Raw genomic sequence first — 16,426 nt, forward strand, 5'->3', positions numbered from 1 at the left:
ACTGGTGCTTGAAATTCAACATTACTGTGCCGCTCCCACATCCGATGGAGAATGGCGATGACGGAGCAGATGAAACGGTGGTCCATGAATGCGATCGGGCGCGATCGGCTCGTGTTCGAGCAAGTGCCGAAGCCCCGGCCAGGGCCGGGCGAAGTCCTGGTCAAGGTGACCGCCGTTTCCCTGAACTACCGCGACAAGCTGGTGATCGAGACCGGTTTCGGCCAGCCTCTGGCCTTCCCCTTCACCCCGGCATCGGACATGGCGGGTGTCGTCGAGGCGATTGGAGAGGCAAGCACGCGATTCAAACCGGGCGACCGGGTGATCTCCACCTTCATTCCCGGCTGGATCGACGGGCTGAACGACGGTACGGCCCGCGTGCCGCCCTACCGCACCTTGGGCGGCATGCGGCCCGGCGTTCTTGCGGACTATGTCGCTTTTCCGGAAGACTGGTTCACCCTTGCGCCAGCCACTCTCGACGATGCCGCTGCGAGCCCCTTGCCGGTGGCTGGGCTGACGGCCTGGTTCGCGCTGGTGGAGCGCGGGACGCCTCTGGCCGGCAAGACCGTGCTGGTGCAAGGCACCGGCGGGGTTTCGCTGTTCGGGCTGCAGATCGCCAAGGCCGCGGGGGCCAGGGTGATCGTCACGTCCGGCAGTGCCGACAAGCTGGCGCGGGCCCGGGAACTCGGCGCCGACCATGGCATCGATCGCAGCCGCGAAAACTGGGTTGAGGCCACCCATCGCCTGACGGGCGATCGTGGAGCCGATCACATCCTGGAAATTGCAGGGGGCGCCAACCTGGGGCAGTCCGTGCAGGCGGCGGCGATGGGAGGGCGCATCTCCGTCATCGGCGTGCTGGAAGGCATCGAGGTCTCGGCGCCGGTGGTTCCCCTGATGCTCAAGGGCCTGACGGTCCAGGGCATCGGCGTCGGTCATCGCCGGGCCCAGGAGGATCTGGTGCGGGCTGTCGATACGCTTGGCCTCGAACCCGTCATCGACAAGCGCTACGGCTTCGCCGAGCTTCCGGCCGCGCTCGATCATCTTGATCGAGGCGCCTTCGGCAAGATCGTGATCGAGACGGCACGATAGTTGAGGCGAGCCCGACCGGGGCGAGGCGTCACGCCGCGGCGGCCGCCGTCTTGCCGAAGAGATGCAAGGCGGCATGGTAGAGCAGCATGATGGTCTTGCCGTCCCGGATCTCGCCGCGTGCAACCATCGCCAGGGCCTCGTCGATGTCGAGTTCGAGGAGATCGATGTCCTCGCCTTCCTCCGCCTGGCCGCCGCCGGCGCCGACGCGATCGCCGGGGCTGTAGGGCGCGACGAAGAAATAGAGCTTCTCGGTCACGGAGCCCGGGCTCATATAGGCCTCCATCACACGCCGGACTTCGTGAATCCGGAAACCGGTTTCCTCTTCGGTTTCCGCCCGTATACGTTCCTCCGGACCTGCATTGTCGAGCAGGCCGGCCGGGGCTTCGATCAGGAGATCGTCGCAGCCATTGACGAAGGCCGGATAGCGGAACTGGCGCGTGAGAATGACGGTGCGCCGCAAGGGATCGTAAAGCAGGATGGTGGCGCCATTGCCGCGATCATAGGTCTCCCGGCTCTGCCTTTGCCAGCTCCCATCACCGCGACGATAGAGAAACGTCGTCTTCTTCAGGACATACCAGTTGTCGGAGAGGAGTTCGACATCCTCGACCCGCACCCGATCCGCCAAGCTCATGGAAGCCTCTCTGCACGAAATATCGTGAATTTTCTTGAGTGAGCCTTAAATTTCGTGCAATTTCGTGCATAGTCAAGAAAATTCGTGAGGCGGACGGCGTCATGCTCACAAGCGAGCGCAAGGCTTACATTCTCGAGGTTCTCTGCCGGGACGGGCGCGTCGTCGCCAAGACGGTCAGCCGGGAGCTCGACCTGTCCGAGGATACCATCCGCCGGGATCTGCGCGAATTGGCGGGCGAGGGGCTGCTGCAGCGTGTCCATGGCGGCGCGCTGCCGGCTTCGCCGGCCATGGGTGATCTCGCTCAGCGCCGCGACGTCTCGGCGGCTGGCAAGATCGCCATCGGCCGCGCGGCTGCGCGCCTGGTGCGTCCGGGACAGGTCGTCATGCTCGACGGCGGTACCACGGCGGTGCAGCTTGCGCGTCATCTCGACCCCAACCTCAGGGCCATGGTGGTGACCCATAGTCCGAACGTCGCGGTGGAGCTGGCGGGGCATGCCGGCATCGAGGTGGAACTGATCGGCGGCCGGCTGTTCCGTCATTCCATGGTTGCCGTGGGGGCTGTCGCTGCCGAAGCGATCGCACGCATCCGGGCCGACATCTATTTCATGGGCGTGACGGGCATTCATGCCGAGATCGGCTTGACCACCGGCGACAGCGAGGAGGCCGCCATCAAGCGGGCGCTGCGCCGGCAGGCCGCGGAAACCGTCGTGCTGGCGTCTCGGGAGAAGCTCGGCGCTGCCTCGCCCTTCCATGTCGCGGCGATAGAGGAGATCGACGTCATGCTGGTGGAGGAAGATACGCCCGATCCGGCTGTCGAGCCTTTCCGCGCGCTCGGCGTTACCATCATTCGGGCATGATGCGCTATCGCCGGCTGGAATCGGTCATATTCTCCAACCATGGCCGGTACCGGTAAACAAAGCGAGGATTCATGGCTGTTCTGAACGTGGATGATACGGTGCTGATCGAAGCGGCCAGGGCGGCGATTGCTGCGCGCTACCGGCCGGATTGGCATGTCGTCGGGGCCGCCTTGCGCCTTCGCAGCGGCGAGATCGTCACGGGTGTTCATCTCGAAGCCAATGTGGGGCGTATCGCGGTTTGCGCCGAGGCGGTGGCGATCGGGCGGGCCGTCACCGAGATCGGCTCTTCCGATATCGAGGTGATCGTCGCGGTCTATCACAATCGCGATGGCTCGATGGAGATCGTCGCGCCCTGCGGCATGTGCCGCGAGATGATCTCGGACTATGCGCCGACGGCCGAGGTGATCGTGCCGGACGCCTCGGGGAGGGCGACGAAGGCCGCCATCGCATCGCTGCTCCCAGGCAAATATCGGCGCAGCGAATAGCTGGTGGCGTTTCCGGAAAGAGGCGCCTTCAGCCGCGGTCAATGCCCCCAATGAGAGCTGCGCTCAGAACAGGCGCTGCGCCTTCAGGCTGACATGGCCATCACGGCCGATGATGATGTGGTCATGCACCACGATGCCGAGGGGCCCGGCGACATCGGCGATGGTGCGCGTCATCGACACGTCGGCCGAGGAGGGCGAGGGATCGCCGGAGGGATGGTTGTGCACGAGGATCAGCGCTGTGGCCGAGAGTTCCAGCGCCCGCTTCACCACCTCGCGTGGGTATACGGGCGTGTGATTGACCGTGCCTCGTTGCTGGACTTCGTCGGCGATCAGGCCGTTCTTGGTGTCGAGGAAGAGGATGCGGAAGATTTCGCGCTCGGCGAAGGCCATGGTGCTGCGGCAATAATCGATGAGCGCTGCCGAGGTCGACAGCACCGGCCGTTTGGCGATGCCGCCTCTGGCGAGGCGATGGCCGGCCGCCTCGACGATCTTGAGATCGCCGGCTACGCCGTCGCTGACGCCATCGACCTCCTTGAGCCGGGCGATCGGCGCACCCAGGACCTCCGCCAGCGAGCCGAAGCGGGTGATCAGCGCCTTGGCGAGCGGTTTGACGTCCCGGCGCGGAATCGAGCGGAACAGTATGAGTTCGAGCAGTTCATAGTCGGGCAACCGGCCCTCGGCCTCGGCGAAGCGCTGCCGCAGCCTCTCGCGATGGCCATGATAATGCGGCTCCCCCGGTTCGCTGGCTGAGGGGAACAGGGCTGCCTCGCCCAAGCCGGGAAGCGGGGCGTCCGACAATGGCGAGCGCCCCTTCTTCATTCAGGCAGCCCTTTCATTCAGGCAGCCTTGGCGTAGGGCGGCTGATTCAACTCACCGGGGGAGAGAGTGAAGATCTCGACGCCGGTCTCGGTGACGCCGATGCTGTGCTCGAACTGGGCCGAGAGCGAGCGGTCACGCGTCACCGCGGTCCAGCCGTCATTGAGCACCTTCACATCCGGGCGGCCGAGATTGATCATCGGCTCCACCGTGAAGAACATGCCGGGCTTGAGCACCACGCCTTCGCCGCGCCGGCCGTAGTGGAGGATGTTGGGCTCGTCGTGGAACAGGCGGCCGAGACCGTGGCCGCAGAAATCGCGCACCACCGAGCAGCGCTCGGCTTCGGCATAGCTCTGGATGGCGTAGCCGATATCGCCGGTTGTCGCGCCCGGCTTGATGACGTTGATGCCCCGCATCATCGCTTCATAGGTGACCTCCATCAGCCGCTCGGCGCGGCGGGCGATGTCGCCGGCTGTATACATGCGGCTGGAGTCACCATGCCAGCCATCGAGCACCACGGTGTAGTCGATGTTGAGGATGACGCCATCCTGCAGCGGCTTGTCGTCTGGAATGCCGTGGCAGACCACATGGTTGAGCGAAATACAGCTCGACTTGCGATAGCCGCGATAGAACAAGGTGGCCGGATAGGCCTTGTTGTCCATCGCGAATTCGAACAGCATCCGGTCGAGCTGATTAGTGGTGACGCCGGGCTTCACCGCGTCCACCATCAGGTCCAGCCCCTGCGCCGCAAGCCTGCCCGCCGCGCGCATGCCGGCAAAGGCCTCCGGGCCATGGATCTTGATCTGGCCGTTCTTGCGCTGGGGAGACAGTTCTGCGTCGATGAAGCTCATGAAACTACCTGATTAAACGTGTGCGATTCTTATGCCATCTGGGGATGCGGGCAGGAAAGAAAATTCTGAATACCGCATGGCTGCCTTGTGATCTGCCCGGAACCGGGACTTATTCCCGCAGCGGCGTGAGGATCTCGCGCAGTGTCATCCGGCGGAAGGCGGCGACGAGGGCAGCGCCTTCTTCTTCGTCCACCGAGACTGCTAGGCGCATCGTCGCCTCGCCGAGCTGCCAGATCAGGAAAGCCGTGGCGGCATAGCTCGCACCATCCGGTGCGCCATGGGCTCTGGCCATGGCGTCGGCCAGCATGCCGCCGCAGATGCGGCTTTCGGCGAGTTCCAGGGCCGCGAGCTGTTTGTCGGCCTGCGTGCCCGACCAGATGTCGCGCATCACCGGCTCGGCCCGGTAAATGTCGTAGTAGATGTCGATCAGCGAGCCATAGGCCGTTTCCAGCTCCGCTACCGATTGCACTTGTGTCAGGGCATCCTCGATGCAGCGGCGGCTCTCGGCGCTGCAGCGCTCGGCGAGGCTGCGGATGATGGCGCTCTTGTCGGGGAAGTATTGGTAGAGCGAGCCGATGGAGATGCCGGCCTGCTCGGCAACCTCGCCCATCTTCAACTGGTCGCTGCCGCGTGCCCCGATCATCGCCGTCGCCACCGCCAGAATCCTGTCCATGCGCTCGCGGCTGCGCTGCTGGACCGGCGCGCGCCGGGGAAGCGGTGCGGTGGTCGGTTGGTCGAGAGAGCCGGTCAGAGATCTTTTTGCGGGCATGGCTTGACAATAAAAATGTGAGGATTTATCACATTCTCAAATATGAGAATTACTCATGTTTATCAGCGGGAGGTCGAAATGGCAAATGAACATTGGTCCAGAGGTACGGTTCTGGTGTTGGGCGGCACGGGCAAGACGGGTCGCCGAGTCATCGACGGCTTGGAAAAGGCGGGGCGGTCCGTGCGCCTCGGCTCGCGCAAGGCGCAGCCGGCTTTCGATTGGGAAAGGCCGGAAGGCTGGGCCGCCGCCCTTGACGGTATCGCCGCGGTCTATGTCGCCTACCAGCCGGACCTTGCCTTGCCCGGCGCGGTGGCGGCGGTGAGCCGGTTCTTCGCCGAGGCCAAAGCCGCCGGCGTCGGCAAGATCGTGCTGCTGTCCGGGCGGGGCGAGCCGGAAGCCCAGGAAGCGGAAGAGGCACTGCAGGCCACGGATCTGGATTGGACGATCCTGCGTTGCAGCTGGTTCTTCCAGAATTTCAGCGAGAGTTTCTTCCTCGATGCCATCCAGGCCGGGGAGGTTGTCTTGCCCGATACGCTTGCGCCCGAGCCCTTCGTGGATGCCGACGACATCGCTGAAATCGCCGTAGCGGCCTTCGCCGATGCCAGGCATTCTCGCCAGCTCTACGAGATCACCGGTTCCGAAGCCCTGACCTTCGAGCAGGCCGTTGCAGCGATCGCCGAGGCAGCCGGACGCCGCATCGATTATGTGCCGGTGTCCCAGCAGGCTTACAGGGCCGGCCTGGTCGAGCAGGGCCTGCCGCCTGAGGTCATCGAACTCGTCACCTATCTGTTCGCTACCGTGCTCGATGGCCGCAACGAACCGATTGCCGATGGGGTCGAGCGCGCACTAAGCCGCCCGCCGCGCCGCTTTGCCGACTACGTCGCCCGCACCGCGGCCACCGGCATCTGGGGAGGAAACCATGCTTGAGCGCACCCTTTACGTCACCACCTTCATGGCTGCGGTCGGCAGCGGTCTGGTGGCGGGCATTTTCTTTGCCTTCTCCAATTTCGTCATGCCGGCCCTCGGGCGCGTGGCCCCGGCGAGCGGCATCGCGGCGATGCAGGCGATCAATGTCACCGTGATCAATCCCGGCTTCATGCTGGCCTTCATGGGCACGGCCGTGCTTTGCCTCGGTCTTGCCCTGGGCTCCTGGTTCTGGCTGGGGGACTGGAGCGGCAAGCTGCTGCTCGCCGCCAGCCTGGTCTATCTCGTCGGCTGCGTCGGTGTGACCATGGCCTTGAACGTACCGCTTAACGACGCGCTGGCTGCGGCTCAGCCCGAGACGGCGCAGGCCAGTGAACTTTGGCAGCGCTTTTTGGTGGATTGGACGTTCTGGAACAGTGTCAGGACGGCGGCTTCCACAGTGGCCATGATGCTCTTCACACTGGTCCTGATCAGCCGCAGCGCCAGCTGATATTTGGCGTGAATCTGCCCTGGGGCCTAGCAGTCCGCCAGGGCAGGCTGTTGTCAACGTCCGAATATGCCTTTGAAGAACTGGGCCGCGCTGTTGCGCTTCTTCTTGCGCTCGAGTTCGCTGGCATCCTTCAGCCAGGTAATCTGGACAACGCGCCGCTCGCCGGCGAAAGGCTTGTGGCCGTGCCAGGAATTGGCGGCCCGGCGAAAACCGAAGCATGAGCCCATGACGGGTGATATTTCGGCCGTCATGTCGTCGAAATCATCAGGCCCGTTCAGCACGCGCAGGCAACCACCATCGTCATCCCAGTCGTCGTTCATGTAGACGAGGAACGTGGCGAGCTTGCTTTCGCTGTCGGTATGAATGCGGCCATCCTTGAGCTGCGAGAGCCGGCGGATCGTCGTCAGCCGGGGCAGGGGATCGAGATCGAGGCCGAGCTTGTCGGATAGGGACCTGGCCATCGCGCTGCTTTCGAGTTCCTCGACCAGATCCCGGAAGCTGCCCCGCAGCGCCATGCCGGCGACGGTCAGAAAGCCGGGTTTGTCGATGGCTGGAAAATCCTGCCGCAGCGACGGGATCTTGTCTTTCCGGAGAAAACCCTCGCCGATGATGTGGCGGTAGGGCTTGTCATGGATTTCAGCATTGCGGATGACATCGAGGTCGATGACAGGCATCGCCGGTCACTCCTGGAATGCATGCGCCAGCTGGCAAAGCCTGCACGGCGCTGCCCGAGCGTCCCCCGACCCTGAACGGATATGACGGGCTTGAATGTCTCGCTGCCTGGTGTCGTGGTCAAGGTGCTTTTGGTTTATAGGCGCTCCTATAAAGCTTGCTGCCTGCCACGTTCGTGACGGGGTTTGCGTTCGTGCCCTTGCTGCAATCTGTCCGATAGGAGAATCGTGCCGGCGCGCCCTATTATTCCGCGATCCAAGGCCAGCGGTGGTTGAATGCCGCGGCCGTGCTCCCCAATTTTGAGGGAATCTTCCGGGGCGGCTATGCCGCCACCTTCCCTTGCTTCGTGAGGATCCTTCCTTGTCCCTGACGCCAGCCGATGTCATTCGCGCCCTCGAACTCGTCAAACTGCCGGCAAGCGGCCAATCGCTGCCCTCGACCGGCCGGCTGACTGAAATCCGCGTCGACGGCTCGAAAGTGATGTTTGCCATCGCCATCGATGCGACCGAGGCGCGGGCGATGGAGCCGGTGCGAGCGGCGGCGGAAAATGCGGTACGCGGCCTACCGGGCGTCACCAATGTGCTGGTCGGGCTGACGGCCGAACGGCCGGCCGGTGCCGCACGCCAGGAGCCGCCTGGCCCGCGGGCGCAGGCCGCGGCCCACAATGCGCCGCAGCAGCGGGCCCCGGTTCTGCCCGGCGTGAAGCGCGTCATTGCCGTCGCTTCCGGCAAGGGCGGTGTCGGCAAGTCGACGACCGCCTGCAATCTGGCCATCGCCCTGGCCGCGCAGGGGCTGAGCGTCGGGTTGCTCGATGCCGACATATTTGGACCGTCGGTTCCAAAACTCCTCGGCTTGACCGACAAGCCCGAACAGAATGCCGACAAGAAGATCATTCCGCTCGAGGCCTATGGCGTGAAGGCGATGTCGATCGGCTTCCTGGTCGATCAGGAGACCGCGATGATCTGGCGCGGCGCTATGGTGCAGTCGGCGCTCACGACGCTTCTGCGTGATGTCCTCTGGGGCGAACTCGACGTCATGGTGGTCGACATGCCGCCGGGCACCGGCGATGCGCAGCTCACCATGGCGCAGAACACGCCGCTGGCTGGCGCTGTGATCGTCTCGACGCCCCAGGATCTGGCCCTGATAGACGCCCGCCGCGGCGTCGGCATGTTCCAGAAGGTGAATGTCCCGATCCTCGGCATCATCGAGAACATGTCCACCTTCTCCTGCCCCAATTGCGGCCATGTCAGCCATCTCTTCGGTCATGGCGGAGCGCGGCGTGAGGCCGAGAAACTCGGCGTGCCCTTCCTCGGCGAATTGCCTTTGTCCATGGAAGTGCGCGAGCGCTCGGATGCCGGCAGACCGGTGACCGCCACTTTGCCGGACAGCCTGGAAGCCGGCATCTATCGCCGCATCGCGGCGCAGGTTTGGGCTGGTCTGTCGGGGGAAGGTGTTGATCAACGCCTTCAGCCGCGTATTGTCATCGAGTGACGGTCGGCCACCTTCCGCCGACACTCGACAGCGACATCATTCGGAAATGCCCTATGGAAACGCTCTCTGCAAATCCCGAGCAAGTCGCTCCGGTATCCGTGACGGCCGCCATCCTCGTCGTCGGTGATGAGATTTTGTCGGGCCGGACCAAGGACAAGAATATCGGCTACATCTCCGAATTCCTGACCGGAGCCGGCGTGGACGTGAAAGAGGTGCGTGTCGTTCCCGACGAGGAGGACCGCATCGTCGAGGCCGTCAACGCCCTGCGCGCGCGCTATGACTATGTGCTGTCGACGGGCGGCATCGGGCCGACACATGACGATATCACCGCCGATTCCGTCGCCAGGGCCTTCGACGTCGGCATCGAGATCGACCAGCGCGCCGTCGAAGTGATGACCCGGCATTATGGCGGCGCCGTGAACCTGACACCGGCCCGCCTGCGCATGGCGCGCATTCCCGCTGGGGCCGAACTCGTCGACAATCCGGTCTCCGCTGCGCCGGGCTTCATGCTGGGCAATGTCATCGTGATGGCGGGCGTGCCCAACATCATGCAGCGCATGCTCGACAATGCCATTTTGAAGATGCGCACGGGAGCCGTCACGCTATCGGACAGCGTTTCGCCGGGGCCGGGGATCGGCGAGGGCGCCGTCGCCGAGCCACTCGCGGCGATCGCGCAGGCCCATCCCGAGGTCTCGATCGGCTCCTATCCCTCCTTCGGCCCGGCCGGCTTTCAGACCCAGCTGGTGATCCGAGGCAAGGACGCGGCCAAGGTCGCCGCTGCCAAGGCCGACATCGAGGCGATGGTCGCCACCATCAAACGCTGAGGTCGGGGCGCCTTCATCGGTCGCAAAATGGCGTGGAAGGGCTAATTCGGGGCTTGATCCGTTCGATTTCGCCGCTATGAAGAGCGACCCGCGAACCAGCAGACTATGGCTCGTGGGATCCTTGATCCCATGAGCGATAGTCTGCTGGACTTTTAACATTTGCAAAATTCACCAGCTTCATCCACCCGTGGATGAAGCTGGTGAATTTCTGCTAGGGACCGGATCATGAACTCGCCCAAGCCGGACAAGGCCTTCCCCGTATCCTGGGATCAGTTCCACCGCGATGCGCGTGCGCTTGCCTGGCGATTGTCCGGCAGCGGCCCCTTCAATGCGATCGTCTGTATCACGCGAGGCGGCCTCGTTCCGGCAGCGATCATTTCGCGCGAGCTTGGCATCCGCCTGATCGAGACCGTCTGCATTGCCAGCTATCACGACTACAAGACCCAGAGCGGCCTGCAGGTACTTAAGGATGTCGACGAGAAGCTGGCCGCCAATGGCGGCGAAGGCATCCTGGTGGTCGATGATCTCGTCGACACCGGCTCGACCGCCAAGGTGGTGCGCGACCGCCTGCCTAAGGCGCATTTCGCCACCGTCTATGCCAAGCCGCTCGGCCGCCCGCTGGTCGATACCTTTGTCACCGAGGTGAGCCAGGATACCTGGATCTATTTCCCGTGGGACATGGGCCTGGCCTTCCAGCCGCCGATCGCCCAGGGCTCCGAGGGATGATATCGGCAGGCACTGAAAGCGCGGTATTGAAACCAACTCTACGTCGTTAGCCCGGCTGCGCGAGGCGCAGTCGTTCCACTTCCTCCCAACAGGTCCGGATGATCGGCTCGGCGCTCGGGCCGACATGCTCGCGGAAATGAGCCAGCATCCCGTCCATCGGCAAGCCAAGCTCGTCGAAGCCGATCATGTAGTTGCGGATGCGGTCGTGCCAACTGATCGTATAGGGTGCGCCCATCGGGCGGTCGAAGCGATGGATCCAGCGCAGGAAGGGCAGGCACAGGGTGCGCCCGCCCGCTTGGCGGAATTTCTCGTGGATATAGCCTTCCTCGCCGCCAAAACCGCGGAAAAGCTTGTTGTAACCCGGCCAGGCTGCGCGGCGGCAGGCATAGAGGCCCAGGCCTTGCATCGGAATGTCAAAGGGCGGCGCCTCGGGATCGCTGCCTGCGGGGTCGAGCGCCCAGGTGCCATACATGCCGCCGGACCATTCCCCCGTCCAATGGGTGGAAAGGGCGACGAGGTCGTCGCTGACGAGCGGCCCCTGCAACAGATCGTTACTGCCGGGATGCTCCTCGAAATAGCGCAGGAGCCTGGCCAATGCCCCCTGCACCAGCAGGACGTGACAGTCCAGGCAGACGACATGCTCGCCGGCGGCTTCCTGCATCACGAAATCGCGCACGGCGGTGCCGATGCTCTCCGCCACCGGAATGTAGCGAAACCCGCCTGACCCCTTGGCAAGACGGCGAAGGGCATCGCCGCAGATCCCGTTCGGATTGTTGTCGACCACCAGGAATTCGAGGTCGTCGGCGATCTCGGGATGATAGAGCCGCAGGGCCTGCAGCGTGAAATAGACCCCGTCATAATCGTCGAACGTCGCCATGCCGATGCTCAGGCGCTTGCGCGGTCTGGCGATGGCCGGTTGGGAGAAGAACCAGTCGCCGGCCGGGCGTACCGTCACTGCCGCTGCGGTGTCCAGTTGCTGGCGCGCCTCGATCCTGTGCTGACGGGCCGTGTTCGCTACCGGCAGGTCGGCATCGAACCTGCGGCGCAGGAAGCTGTCGAGCCAGTCGCCAGGCTGGCCGAAGCGCGCTTTGACGACCGGGATCTGCCGGGCGAAGTCGGCGAGCTTGGCCTCGATCGCGGCCGATATTCGCTGATCGGGATGCTGGGCAAGTTCGAGAAAGAAGCGCCGCCTGTCTAAGGAAACCGTCTGCAGGTCGGGTTCGGCGCCCTCATGGCGCTGCGGCACCAGGACGAGGGCGCAGGGCCATTCGGCCGCGTGGTCCTCGGCCAGCGCCTCTGGCTTGATCACGGCGCCTGCCTGGGTGAGCGAGGCGTAGGCATCGATAAGGGCCGGAGAGGACAGGATGCGGGCCGACACCTGCGCATGGGGCGCGAGGGCGAGCGCGCCCGGCCTGACAGATGTCTCCGCGTCCCCGAGGCAGACGAGATCGTCGGCGAGGAACTGGAAGCCTTTTTCGACCAGCCAGGCGGCAAGACTGGTCTTGCCGCAGCCGGGAGGCCCGGCAATCAGCACGACCTTGCCGTCATAAGCCACCGCTGCAGCGCGCAGAACCGGCCGGATGGAGGCCGTCGCCACCACGCGGCCGATCTCGTCGAGCACGGGATGCAGGGCATCCGGCCAGAACAGCTCTCTCCAGACCAGGGTGCCGTCACGATAGAGCTCGAACCGGCTCGAATCCTGGCGGTACAGGCGTAACGTCGCAGATGGAGGCCCCGGTTGGCTATCACCGGCGACATGCCAGAAATAGGGCCAGATCGCTTCGTCCAGATCTTCAGGATAGATCAGCGCAAGGTCGATGCCGCAAAGCGTGATCGAGAGAGTGGTTTCGCTCATCCCTTGTCCCGTTTCGTCTTCATTATCGGTGCCGACCGCCGAGGCAATGACGATCTTTCCACAAGGATGCAGAGCACGAGCGGGCGAAGCCTTGCAAGGTCTGGACCGGGTCGGCCGAGCTCTTTAATGGGTCGGGACACAAGGGAGGCCACAGCTTGATCGGGCTGCCGCTCTGCCGCGTGCCGCTGTTCCCGAGTGGAGCGAGAGCCGTATCGGCGCCTGCCTCCCTCGCTTTCGAGCCAGGGTGGCCGTGGACCTTGGAATAAGAACAATTCAAGAACAAATTGCTGGCCATCGCCGAGCTTCCCGGTTAATTTCCGGCGGATTCGAAGGATGGGAGGCAAGGATGGCGATCGATCCGAAAATACTCTTCGCGGACGAGGTCGTGCCGGCGACAGCCGAGGAAGCGGCGGCCCTGGACGGCATCATCCGCGATTGCGACGGCGATCCCTACAAGGCGGCGCTGACCTTGTATCGCCTGTTCACCCTGCAATCCGCGATCGTGGAGGCGAGGGGACGGCCGGCGGAGGGGAGCGGGGATTGAACGTCGCGGTCGGGCACGGCTTCAGGCCCGGCTGCGTGGCGGCTCGATCAGCACGATCTGGCATTCCGCGGTCAGCGCTTCCGGGCAATGTTCGACCCCGTGCGGCACGATGATGAAATCGCCTTCCTCGACGACTTCGTCGCGGTCTCGGAAGCGCATGAGCAGCCGGCCCTTGTGCACCAGCAGGAAGGCATCCTCCCTGGCATTGAAATGCCAGCCGGATTCGGCCTCGACCTTGGCGAGCTTGACCTCGATGTCATTGATCCGCCCGGCAATCCTGGGTGAAGCAGTGTCCGCAAAGGCGCGGAAGGCGGATGTCAGGCTCTGCTTGTGATAGGGGGACAAATGGTTGTTGATCTCGGCCACGTCCCGCATGATGGCGGCAAGCTGGCTTGCCACATCCTTGCCGTCGGCCGGATAGCGGCCGTCGAGCGCGGCGGTTCCGATGGTGAAACCCATGCCGCCCGCCTCCTTCACCGCTGCGATCTGCCTGGGCGTCTCGATGGATCCGGCCATGTAGATGGGCTTGGAAACCGCGGCGCATACGGCCTTCATCAGCGCCGGCACGTCTTCCTTCGAACGATAGGCAAGCAGATCGAGGCCGTGCACGCCTTCATGGGCCGCGAGCTTGCGGGCACTGGCGACGATTTCCTCGATGCTGCCTTCGAGCACGCTGGGATGGCCGCTGATGCGGCCGGGGAAGGGGCAATAGCGGATGGACGTGCCCCTGACGATCGCCGACACCTCCTCGACATGCGTGCCGCCAAGCAGGATATCGACGCCGATCTCGACGGCTGCCCGGGCGGAGGCCAGTTCACTGTCGCGATCGAGCGAGACCACTTCGAGATAGGAGGTCGCGCCTCCCGCCCGGATCGCCCGGCTGAGATCCTTGAGCCGCTCGATCGGCAGGCCGATATCCTTGAAGCCTATATGGCGGATCCCGAGCTTCAGCGCCGTTTGAAGATGCGTGGCGGCATCTTCGACCGTCTGGTCGTTGCGGGTGAGCATGAAGATGAAGCGAAGACCCATCAGGAGACCCTCTCGAGAGTGTTTTCAAGAAAAGTTGATAGACTTTTCGATTAAGAAAACGCGTCAAAACAAAGAGTTATATTAAAGTTCAATTTGCGGAAAACACATCTTGCCCTCGTTCAGTATCGGCTTTGGCCTCGATGAGGCGCCGGGCATAGGCAATGGCGGTCATCAGGCTCGCGGGATCCGCAATGCCCTGTCCGGCGATATCGAACGCCGTGCCATGATCGGGGCTGGTGCGGATGAAAGGCAAGCCGAGCGTGATGTTCACGCCCCTGTCCAGCCCGAGATATTTGATCGGAATGAGGCCCTGGTCGTGATATTGGGCGACCACGACGTCGAACCGGCCTTGCCGGGCCTGAAGAAACACGGTATCGCCGGGCCAGGGACCGCTGGCGTCGATACCCTCGCGGCGCGCCGCTGCTATGGCCGGCGCGATGGTCTCGATTTCCTCGGTGCCGAACAGGCCGCCTTCACCGGCATGCGGGTTGAGGCCGGCAACGGCGATGCGCGGCACCGGGATGCCGAGCGCCCGCCCGCCTTCATGCGCAAAGCGGATCGCTGCCATCTGGGCCGCGAAATCGGCCTGTTCGATCGCCAGGCGCAATGCGGTGTGAATGGTGACGAGAACTGTCCGGATTTCATCATTGGCCAGCATCATCGCCACCCGCGTGGCTCCGCCATGGGCGGCGAGGATCTCGGTGTGGCCTGGATAGGACAGGCCCGCGGTCGCCATCGCCTCCTTGTTGATCGGAGCCGTGACGATGCCTTTGACCGTGCCCGCCTTGGCGGCGTCAATGGCTGTCAGCAGCGCATCGAAGGCTGCCTTGCCGCAGGCCGGGCTGATCCGGCCGAGGGGCGGCGGCTCGCGAATATCGCAGGCGTCGACGACATCGATGACGCCAGCGCGAAAGTGAGCCTCCTCCGGCCCGGCAACCTTATGAACCTGCAGCGTCAGGCCGAGGCGGGCCACGACGTCGGCCATCACGCGCGCGCTGCCATAGACGATGGAGGGCCCGCAGCCTGCGGTAAACGCCTTGGCGATGATCTCCGGTCCGATGCCGGCGGCATCGCCCATGGTGATGGCGAGCGGCGAGGGGGCCGCAGCGGGGACGGTGCCGGACTGCTCTCTGCCGGGAAGGCTCGCGATTTCAGAAGGAACGGTTTGCATGGCCTGATTATCGAGGAAATGGAGCCCAAAAAAAGAGATAGTTTCTATCCAAAATCGGTGATACCAGATCACCAATGGACCGCTCCGACATTCCCTCGCTGGACGATTTGCGCGCCTTCGAGGCCACGGCGCGGCTGGGTTCGGTACGCCTTGCCGCCGACACCCTGGCATTGACGCATGGTGCGGTCAGCCGGCGCATCGCCAAGCTCTCGGAGGATCTGGGTCTCCGGCTGTTCGAGAAGAGCGGGCGTGGCCTCAAGCTGACGACGGCCGGCGAGACGCTGTTCCTGACTGTGAACCGCTTCTTCGGCGAATTGCGCACCACCGTCCAAGGCCTGCGCGCCGCTGCGACGCGGGACGATGCCCTGGTGCTGTCCTGCGAGCCGTCGGTGGCGATGCGCTGGCTCATCCCGCGCCTGGGCGGCTTCCAGGCAGCCCATCCCGCGATCGCCCTGCATCTTTCGGTTGGCGGCGGCCCGATCGATTTCGCGCGCGAGCGGATCGATCTCGCCATCCGCCGCCTCGACTTTGCCATGCCAGAAACCTGGCAGGTCAAGCGCCTGTTCGCCGAAAAGGTCGGACCGGTGATGGTGCCTGATCTCCTCGCCGATTTCGAGGAGGGCGCCTATATCGGCCTTGGCTCGAGGACGCGCCCCGACGCCTGGTCGACATGGCTGGCGCGCCACGCCCACTGGCCGCAACCGAGGGAAATCCGCTTCTACGATCACCATTTCCTGATGATGGAAGCGGCTTCGGCGGGGCTGGGCGTCGCCCTCAGCCCGCTGGTGCTGGCTACCGATGACATCAAGCGAAGCCGCCTCCGAGCGCCCGCTGGCTTCTGGGCCGACGGCACGCATTACGGGCTGGTCTGGCCGGGCGAACGCGAACCGAATGCGAAGGCCCAGCAATTGATGGACTGGCTCGTGGCGGGATGCGCTTCCTCGTTTGGGTAGCGATCCCTGTGGATCGACCGCTGGAGCGGGATTGATACCGGTATGGTGCTCGGCAGAAGGGCCCTAACGGTGCTCTCACACAGCGTGACGCACTCAATGACATCCCTAGAGCGTCGGATCTGAAACTGGAATCGGCGATTCCCTTGGAGGGCAATTTGTGATTCACCGTTATTGGAGGTGGATCATGGGCAGGAGCTATTCTCAGGATCTTCGCGATCGGATTGTCAGCTTTGTTGAGAACGGCCATTCGCG

18 protein-coding genes are annotated in these 16,426 nt (G+C 64.1%); 10 read left to right on the forward strand and 8 right to left on the reverse strand.

What is annotated here, in order from left to right; genetic code table 11:
• Positions 1 to 57: 57 nt before the first annotated feature.
• Positions 58 to 1,086 carry a zinc-dependent alcohol dehydrogenase family protein gene (locus AB4037_RS26455; protein ID WP_441773496.1) on the forward strand — a complete coding sequence of 343 codons (1,029 nt, stop codon included), beginning with the start codon at positions 58 to 60 and terminating at the stop codon, positions 1,084 to 1,086.
• Positions 1,087 to 1,114: 28 nt separating this feature from the next.
• On the opposite strand, the gene AB4037_RS26460 is transcribed toward AB4037_RS26455, so the two are convergent.
• On the reverse strand, positions 1,115 to 1,717 hold the full coding sequence (locus AB4037_RS26460) for an NUDIX domain-containing protein (RefSeq protein WP_441773497.1): 603 nt from the start codon (positions 1,715 to 1,717) through the stop codon (positions 1,115 to 1,117).
• Positions 1,718 to 1,818: 101 nt separating this feature from the next.
• Here AB4037_RS26460 and AB4037_RS26465 point away from each other — a divergent pair, with 101 nt between their 5' ends.
• Together AB4037_RS26465 and AB4037_RS26470 are read left to right on the forward strand one after the other, a co-directional pair.
• On the forward strand, positions 1,819 to 2,574 hold the full coding sequence (locus AB4037_RS26465; protein ID WP_434956819.1) for a DeoR/GlpR family DNA-binding transcription regulator: 756 nt from the start codon (positions 1,819 to 1,821) through the stop codon (positions 2,572 to 2,574).
• 71 nt (positions 2,575 to 2,645) lie between these two features.
• The gene (locus AB4037_RS26470; protein ID WP_434956818.1) at positions 2,646 to 3,059 is read left to right on the forward strand and encodes a cytidine deaminase; all 414 of its coding nucleotides are present in this window, start codon (positions 2,646 to 2,648) and stop codon (positions 3,057 to 3,059) included.
• Positions 3,060 to 3,122: 63 nt separating this feature from the next.
• Here AB4037_RS26470 and radC read toward each other — a convergent pair whose 3' ends face one another.
• The 3 genes from radC to AB4037_RS26485 form a co-directional block, all read right to left on the reverse strand.
• Positions 3,123 to 3,878 (reverse strand): RadC family protein, encoded by a 756-nt coding sequence (gene radC, locus AB4037_RS26475; protein ID WP_434956817.1) that lies wholly within the window; start codon positions 3,876 to 3,878, stop codon positions 3,123 to 3,125.
• Positions 3,879 to 3,895: 17 nt separating this feature from the next.
• Positions 3,896 to 4,726, reverse strand: a complete 831-nt coding sequence (map, locus tag AB4037_RS26480) for a type I methionyl aminopeptidase (protein ID WP_434956816.1) — start codon at positions 4,724 to 4,726, stop codon at positions 3,896 to 3,898.
• A 109-nt stretch (positions 4,727 to 4,835) separates the two neighbouring features.
• Complete coding sequence (locus tag AB4037_RS26485) at positions 4,836 to 5,495, reverse strand: TetR family transcriptional regulator (RefSeq protein WP_441773498.1); 660 nt, start codon at positions 5,493 to 5,495, stop codon at positions 4,836 to 4,838.
• 78 nt (positions 5,496 to 5,573) lie between these two features.
• Here AB4037_RS26485 and AB4037_RS26490 point away from each other — a divergent pair, with 78 nt between their 5' ends.
• Together AB4037_RS26490 and AB4037_RS26495 are read left to right on the forward strand one after the other, a co-directional pair.
• On the forward strand, positions 5,574 to 6,422 hold the full coding sequence (locus AB4037_RS26490) for an NAD(P)H-binding protein (protein ID WP_434956814.1): 849 nt from the start codon (positions 5,574 to 5,576) through the stop codon (positions 6,420 to 6,422).
• A complete protein-coding gene (locus AB4037_RS26495; RefSeq protein WP_441773499.1) occupies positions 6,415 to 6,909 on the forward strand; it encodes an anthrone oxygenase family protein in 495 nt (164 codons plus the stop codon). Before AB4037_RS26490 ends, AB4037_RS26495 begins: the two co-directional genes overlap by 8 nt.
• A 53-nt stretch (positions 6,910 to 6,962) precedes the next feature.
• Here AB4037_RS26495 and AB4037_RS26500 read toward each other — a convergent pair whose 3' ends face one another.
• Positions 6,963 to 7,583 (reverse strand): 2OG-Fe(II) oxygenase, encoded by a 621-nt coding sequence (locus tag AB4037_RS26500; protein WP_434956812.1) that lies wholly within the window; start codon positions 7,581 to 7,583, stop codon positions 6,963 to 6,965.
• Positions 7,584 to 7,941: 358 nt separating this feature from the next.
• Here AB4037_RS26500 and AB4037_RS26505 point away from each other — a divergent pair, with 358 nt between their 5' ends.
• From AB4037_RS26505 to gpt, 3 genes are all read left to right on the forward strand, one after another.
• On the forward strand, positions 7,942 to 9,072 hold the full coding sequence (locus AB4037_RS26505) for an Mrp/NBP35 family ATP-binding protein (protein WP_434956811.1): 1,131 nt from the start codon (positions 7,942 to 7,944) through the stop codon (positions 9,070 to 9,072).
• Positions 9,073 to 9,125: 53 nt separating this feature from the next.
• Positions 9,126 to 9,896, forward strand: coding sequence for a competence/damage-inducible protein A (locus tag AB4037_RS26510; RefSeq protein ID WP_441773500.1), 771 nt, complete (start codon positions 9,126 to 9,128; stop codon positions 9,894 to 9,896).
• A gap of 225 nt (positions 9,897 to 10,121) precedes the next feature.
• Positions 10,122 to 10,622: a xanthine phosphoribosyltransferase gene (gpt, locus tag AB4037_RS26515; RefSeq protein ID WP_434956809.1), complete on the forward strand. Its 501-nt coding sequence runs from the start codon at positions 10,122 to 10,124 to the stop codon at positions 10,620 to 10,622.
• A gap of 46 nt (positions 10,623 to 10,668) precedes the next feature.
• Here the strand turns inward: gpt and AB4037_RS26520 are convergent, their stop codons facing one another.
• Positions 10,669 to 12,477, reverse strand: a complete 1,809-nt coding sequence (locus AB4037_RS26520; protein WP_441773501.1) for a glycosyltransferase — start codon at positions 12,475 to 12,477, stop codon at positions 10,669 to 10,671.
• A 346-nt stretch (positions 12,478 to 12,823) separates the two neighbouring features.
• Here AB4037_RS26520 and AB4037_RS26525 point away from each other — a divergent pair, with 346 nt between their 5' ends.
• Positions 12,824 to 13,021 carry a hypothetical protein gene (locus AB4037_RS26525; protein ID WP_434956807.1) on the forward strand — a complete coding sequence of 66 codons (198 nt, stop codon included), beginning with the start codon at positions 12,824 to 12,826 and terminating at the stop codon, positions 13,019 to 13,021.
• A gap of 21 nt (positions 13,022 to 13,042) precedes the next feature.
• Here the strand turns inward: AB4037_RS26525 and AB4037_RS26530 are convergent, their stop codons facing one another.
• Together AB4037_RS26530 and pdxA are read right to left on the reverse strand one after the other, a co-directional pair.
• Positions 13,043 to 14,050: a cupin domain-containing protein gene (locus tag AB4037_RS26530; RefSeq protein WP_441773502.1), complete on the reverse strand. Its 1,008-nt coding sequence runs from the start codon at positions 14,048 to 14,050 to the stop codon at positions 13,043 to 13,045.
• Between the two features lie 88 nt (positions 14,051 to 14,138).
• The gene (gene pdxA, locus AB4037_RS26535; RefSeq protein ID WP_441773503.1) at positions 14,139 to 15,221 is read right to left on the reverse strand and encodes a 4-hydroxythreonine-4-phosphate dehydrogenase PdxA; all 1,083 of its coding nucleotides are present in this window, start codon (positions 15,219 to 15,221) and stop codon (positions 14,139 to 14,141) included.
• A 74-nt stretch (positions 15,222 to 15,295) separates the two neighbouring features.
• Between pdxA and AB4037_RS26540 the strand changes: the two genes are divergently transcribed.
• On the forward strand, positions 15,296 to 16,174 hold the full coding sequence (locus AB4037_RS26540) for a LysR family transcriptional regulator (RefSeq protein ID WP_441773504.1): 879 nt from the start codon (positions 15,296 to 15,298) through the stop codon (positions 16,172 to 16,174).
• Positions 16,175 to 16,426: the final 252 nt, after the last annotated feature.

Source organism: Labrys sp. KB_33_2 (assembly GCF_052114505.1).
Lineage (GTDB): Bacteria > Pseudomonadota > Alphaproteobacteria > Rhizobiales > Labraceae > Labrys.

Coding starts and splice junctions, on each gene's coding strand:
- AB4037_RS26455 (WP_441773496.1), top strand. CDS start 58: ATGACGGAGCAGATGAAACGGTGGTCCATGAATGCGATCGGGCGCGAT.
- AB4037_RS26460 (WP_441773497.1), bottom strand. CDS start 1,717: ATGAGCTTGGCGGATCGGGTGCGGGTCGAGGATGTCGAACTCCTCTCC.
- AB4037_RS26465 (WP_434956819.1), top strand. CDS start 1,819: ATGCTCACAAGCGAGCGCAAGGCTTACATTCTCGAGGTTCTCTGCCGG.
- AB4037_RS26470 (WP_434956818.1), top strand. CDS start 2,646: ATGGCTGTTCTGAACGTGGATGATACGGTGCTGATCGAAGCGGCCAGG.
- radC (WP_434956817.1), bottom strand. CDS start 3,878: ATGAAGAAGGGGCGCTCGCCATTGTCGGACGCCCCGCTTCCCGGCTTG.
- map (WP_434956816.1), bottom strand. CDS start 4,726: ATGAGCTTCATCGACGCAGAACTGTCTCCCCAGCGCAAGAACGGCCAG.
- AB4037_RS26485 (WP_441773498.1), bottom strand. CDS start 5,495: ATGCCCGCAAAAAGATCTCTGACCGGCTCTCTCGACCAACCGACCACC.
- AB4037_RS26490 (WP_434956814.1), top strand. CDS start 5,574: ATGGCAAATGAACATTGGTCCAGAGGTACGGTTCTGGTGTTGGGCGGC.
- AB4037_RS26495 (WP_441773499.1), top strand. CDS start 6,415: ATGCTTGAGCGCACCCTTTACGTCACCACCTTCATGGCTGCGGTCGGC.
- AB4037_RS26500 (WP_434956812.1), bottom strand. CDS start 7,583: ATGCCTGTCATCGACCTCGATGTCATCCGCAATGCTGAAATCCATGAC.
- AB4037_RS26510 (WP_441773500.1), top strand. CDS start 9,126: ATGGAAACGCTCTCTGCAAATCCCGAGCAAGTCGCTCCGGTATCCGTG.
- gpt (WP_434956809.1), top strand. CDS start 10,122: ATGAACTCGCCCAAGCCGGACAAGGCCTTCCCCGTATCCTGGGATCAG.
- AB4037_RS26520 (WP_441773501.1), bottom strand. CDS start 12,477: ATGAGCGAAACCACTCTCTCGATCACGCTTTGCGGCATCGACCTTGCG.
- AB4037_RS26525 (WP_434956807.1), top strand. CDS start 12,824: ATGGCGATCGATCCGAAAATACTCTTCGCGGACGAGGTCGTGCCGGCG.
- AB4037_RS26530 (WP_441773502.1), bottom strand. CDS start 14,050: ATGGGTCTTCGCTTCATCTTCATGCTCACCCGCAACGACCAGACGGTC.
- pdxA (WP_441773503.1), bottom strand. CDS start 15,221: ATGCAAACCGTTCCTTCTGAAATCGCGAGCCTTCCCGGCAGAGAGCAG.
- AB4037_RS26540 (WP_441773504.1), top strand. CDS start 15,296: ATGGACCGCTCCGACATTCCCTCGCTGGACGATTTGCGCGCCTTCGAG.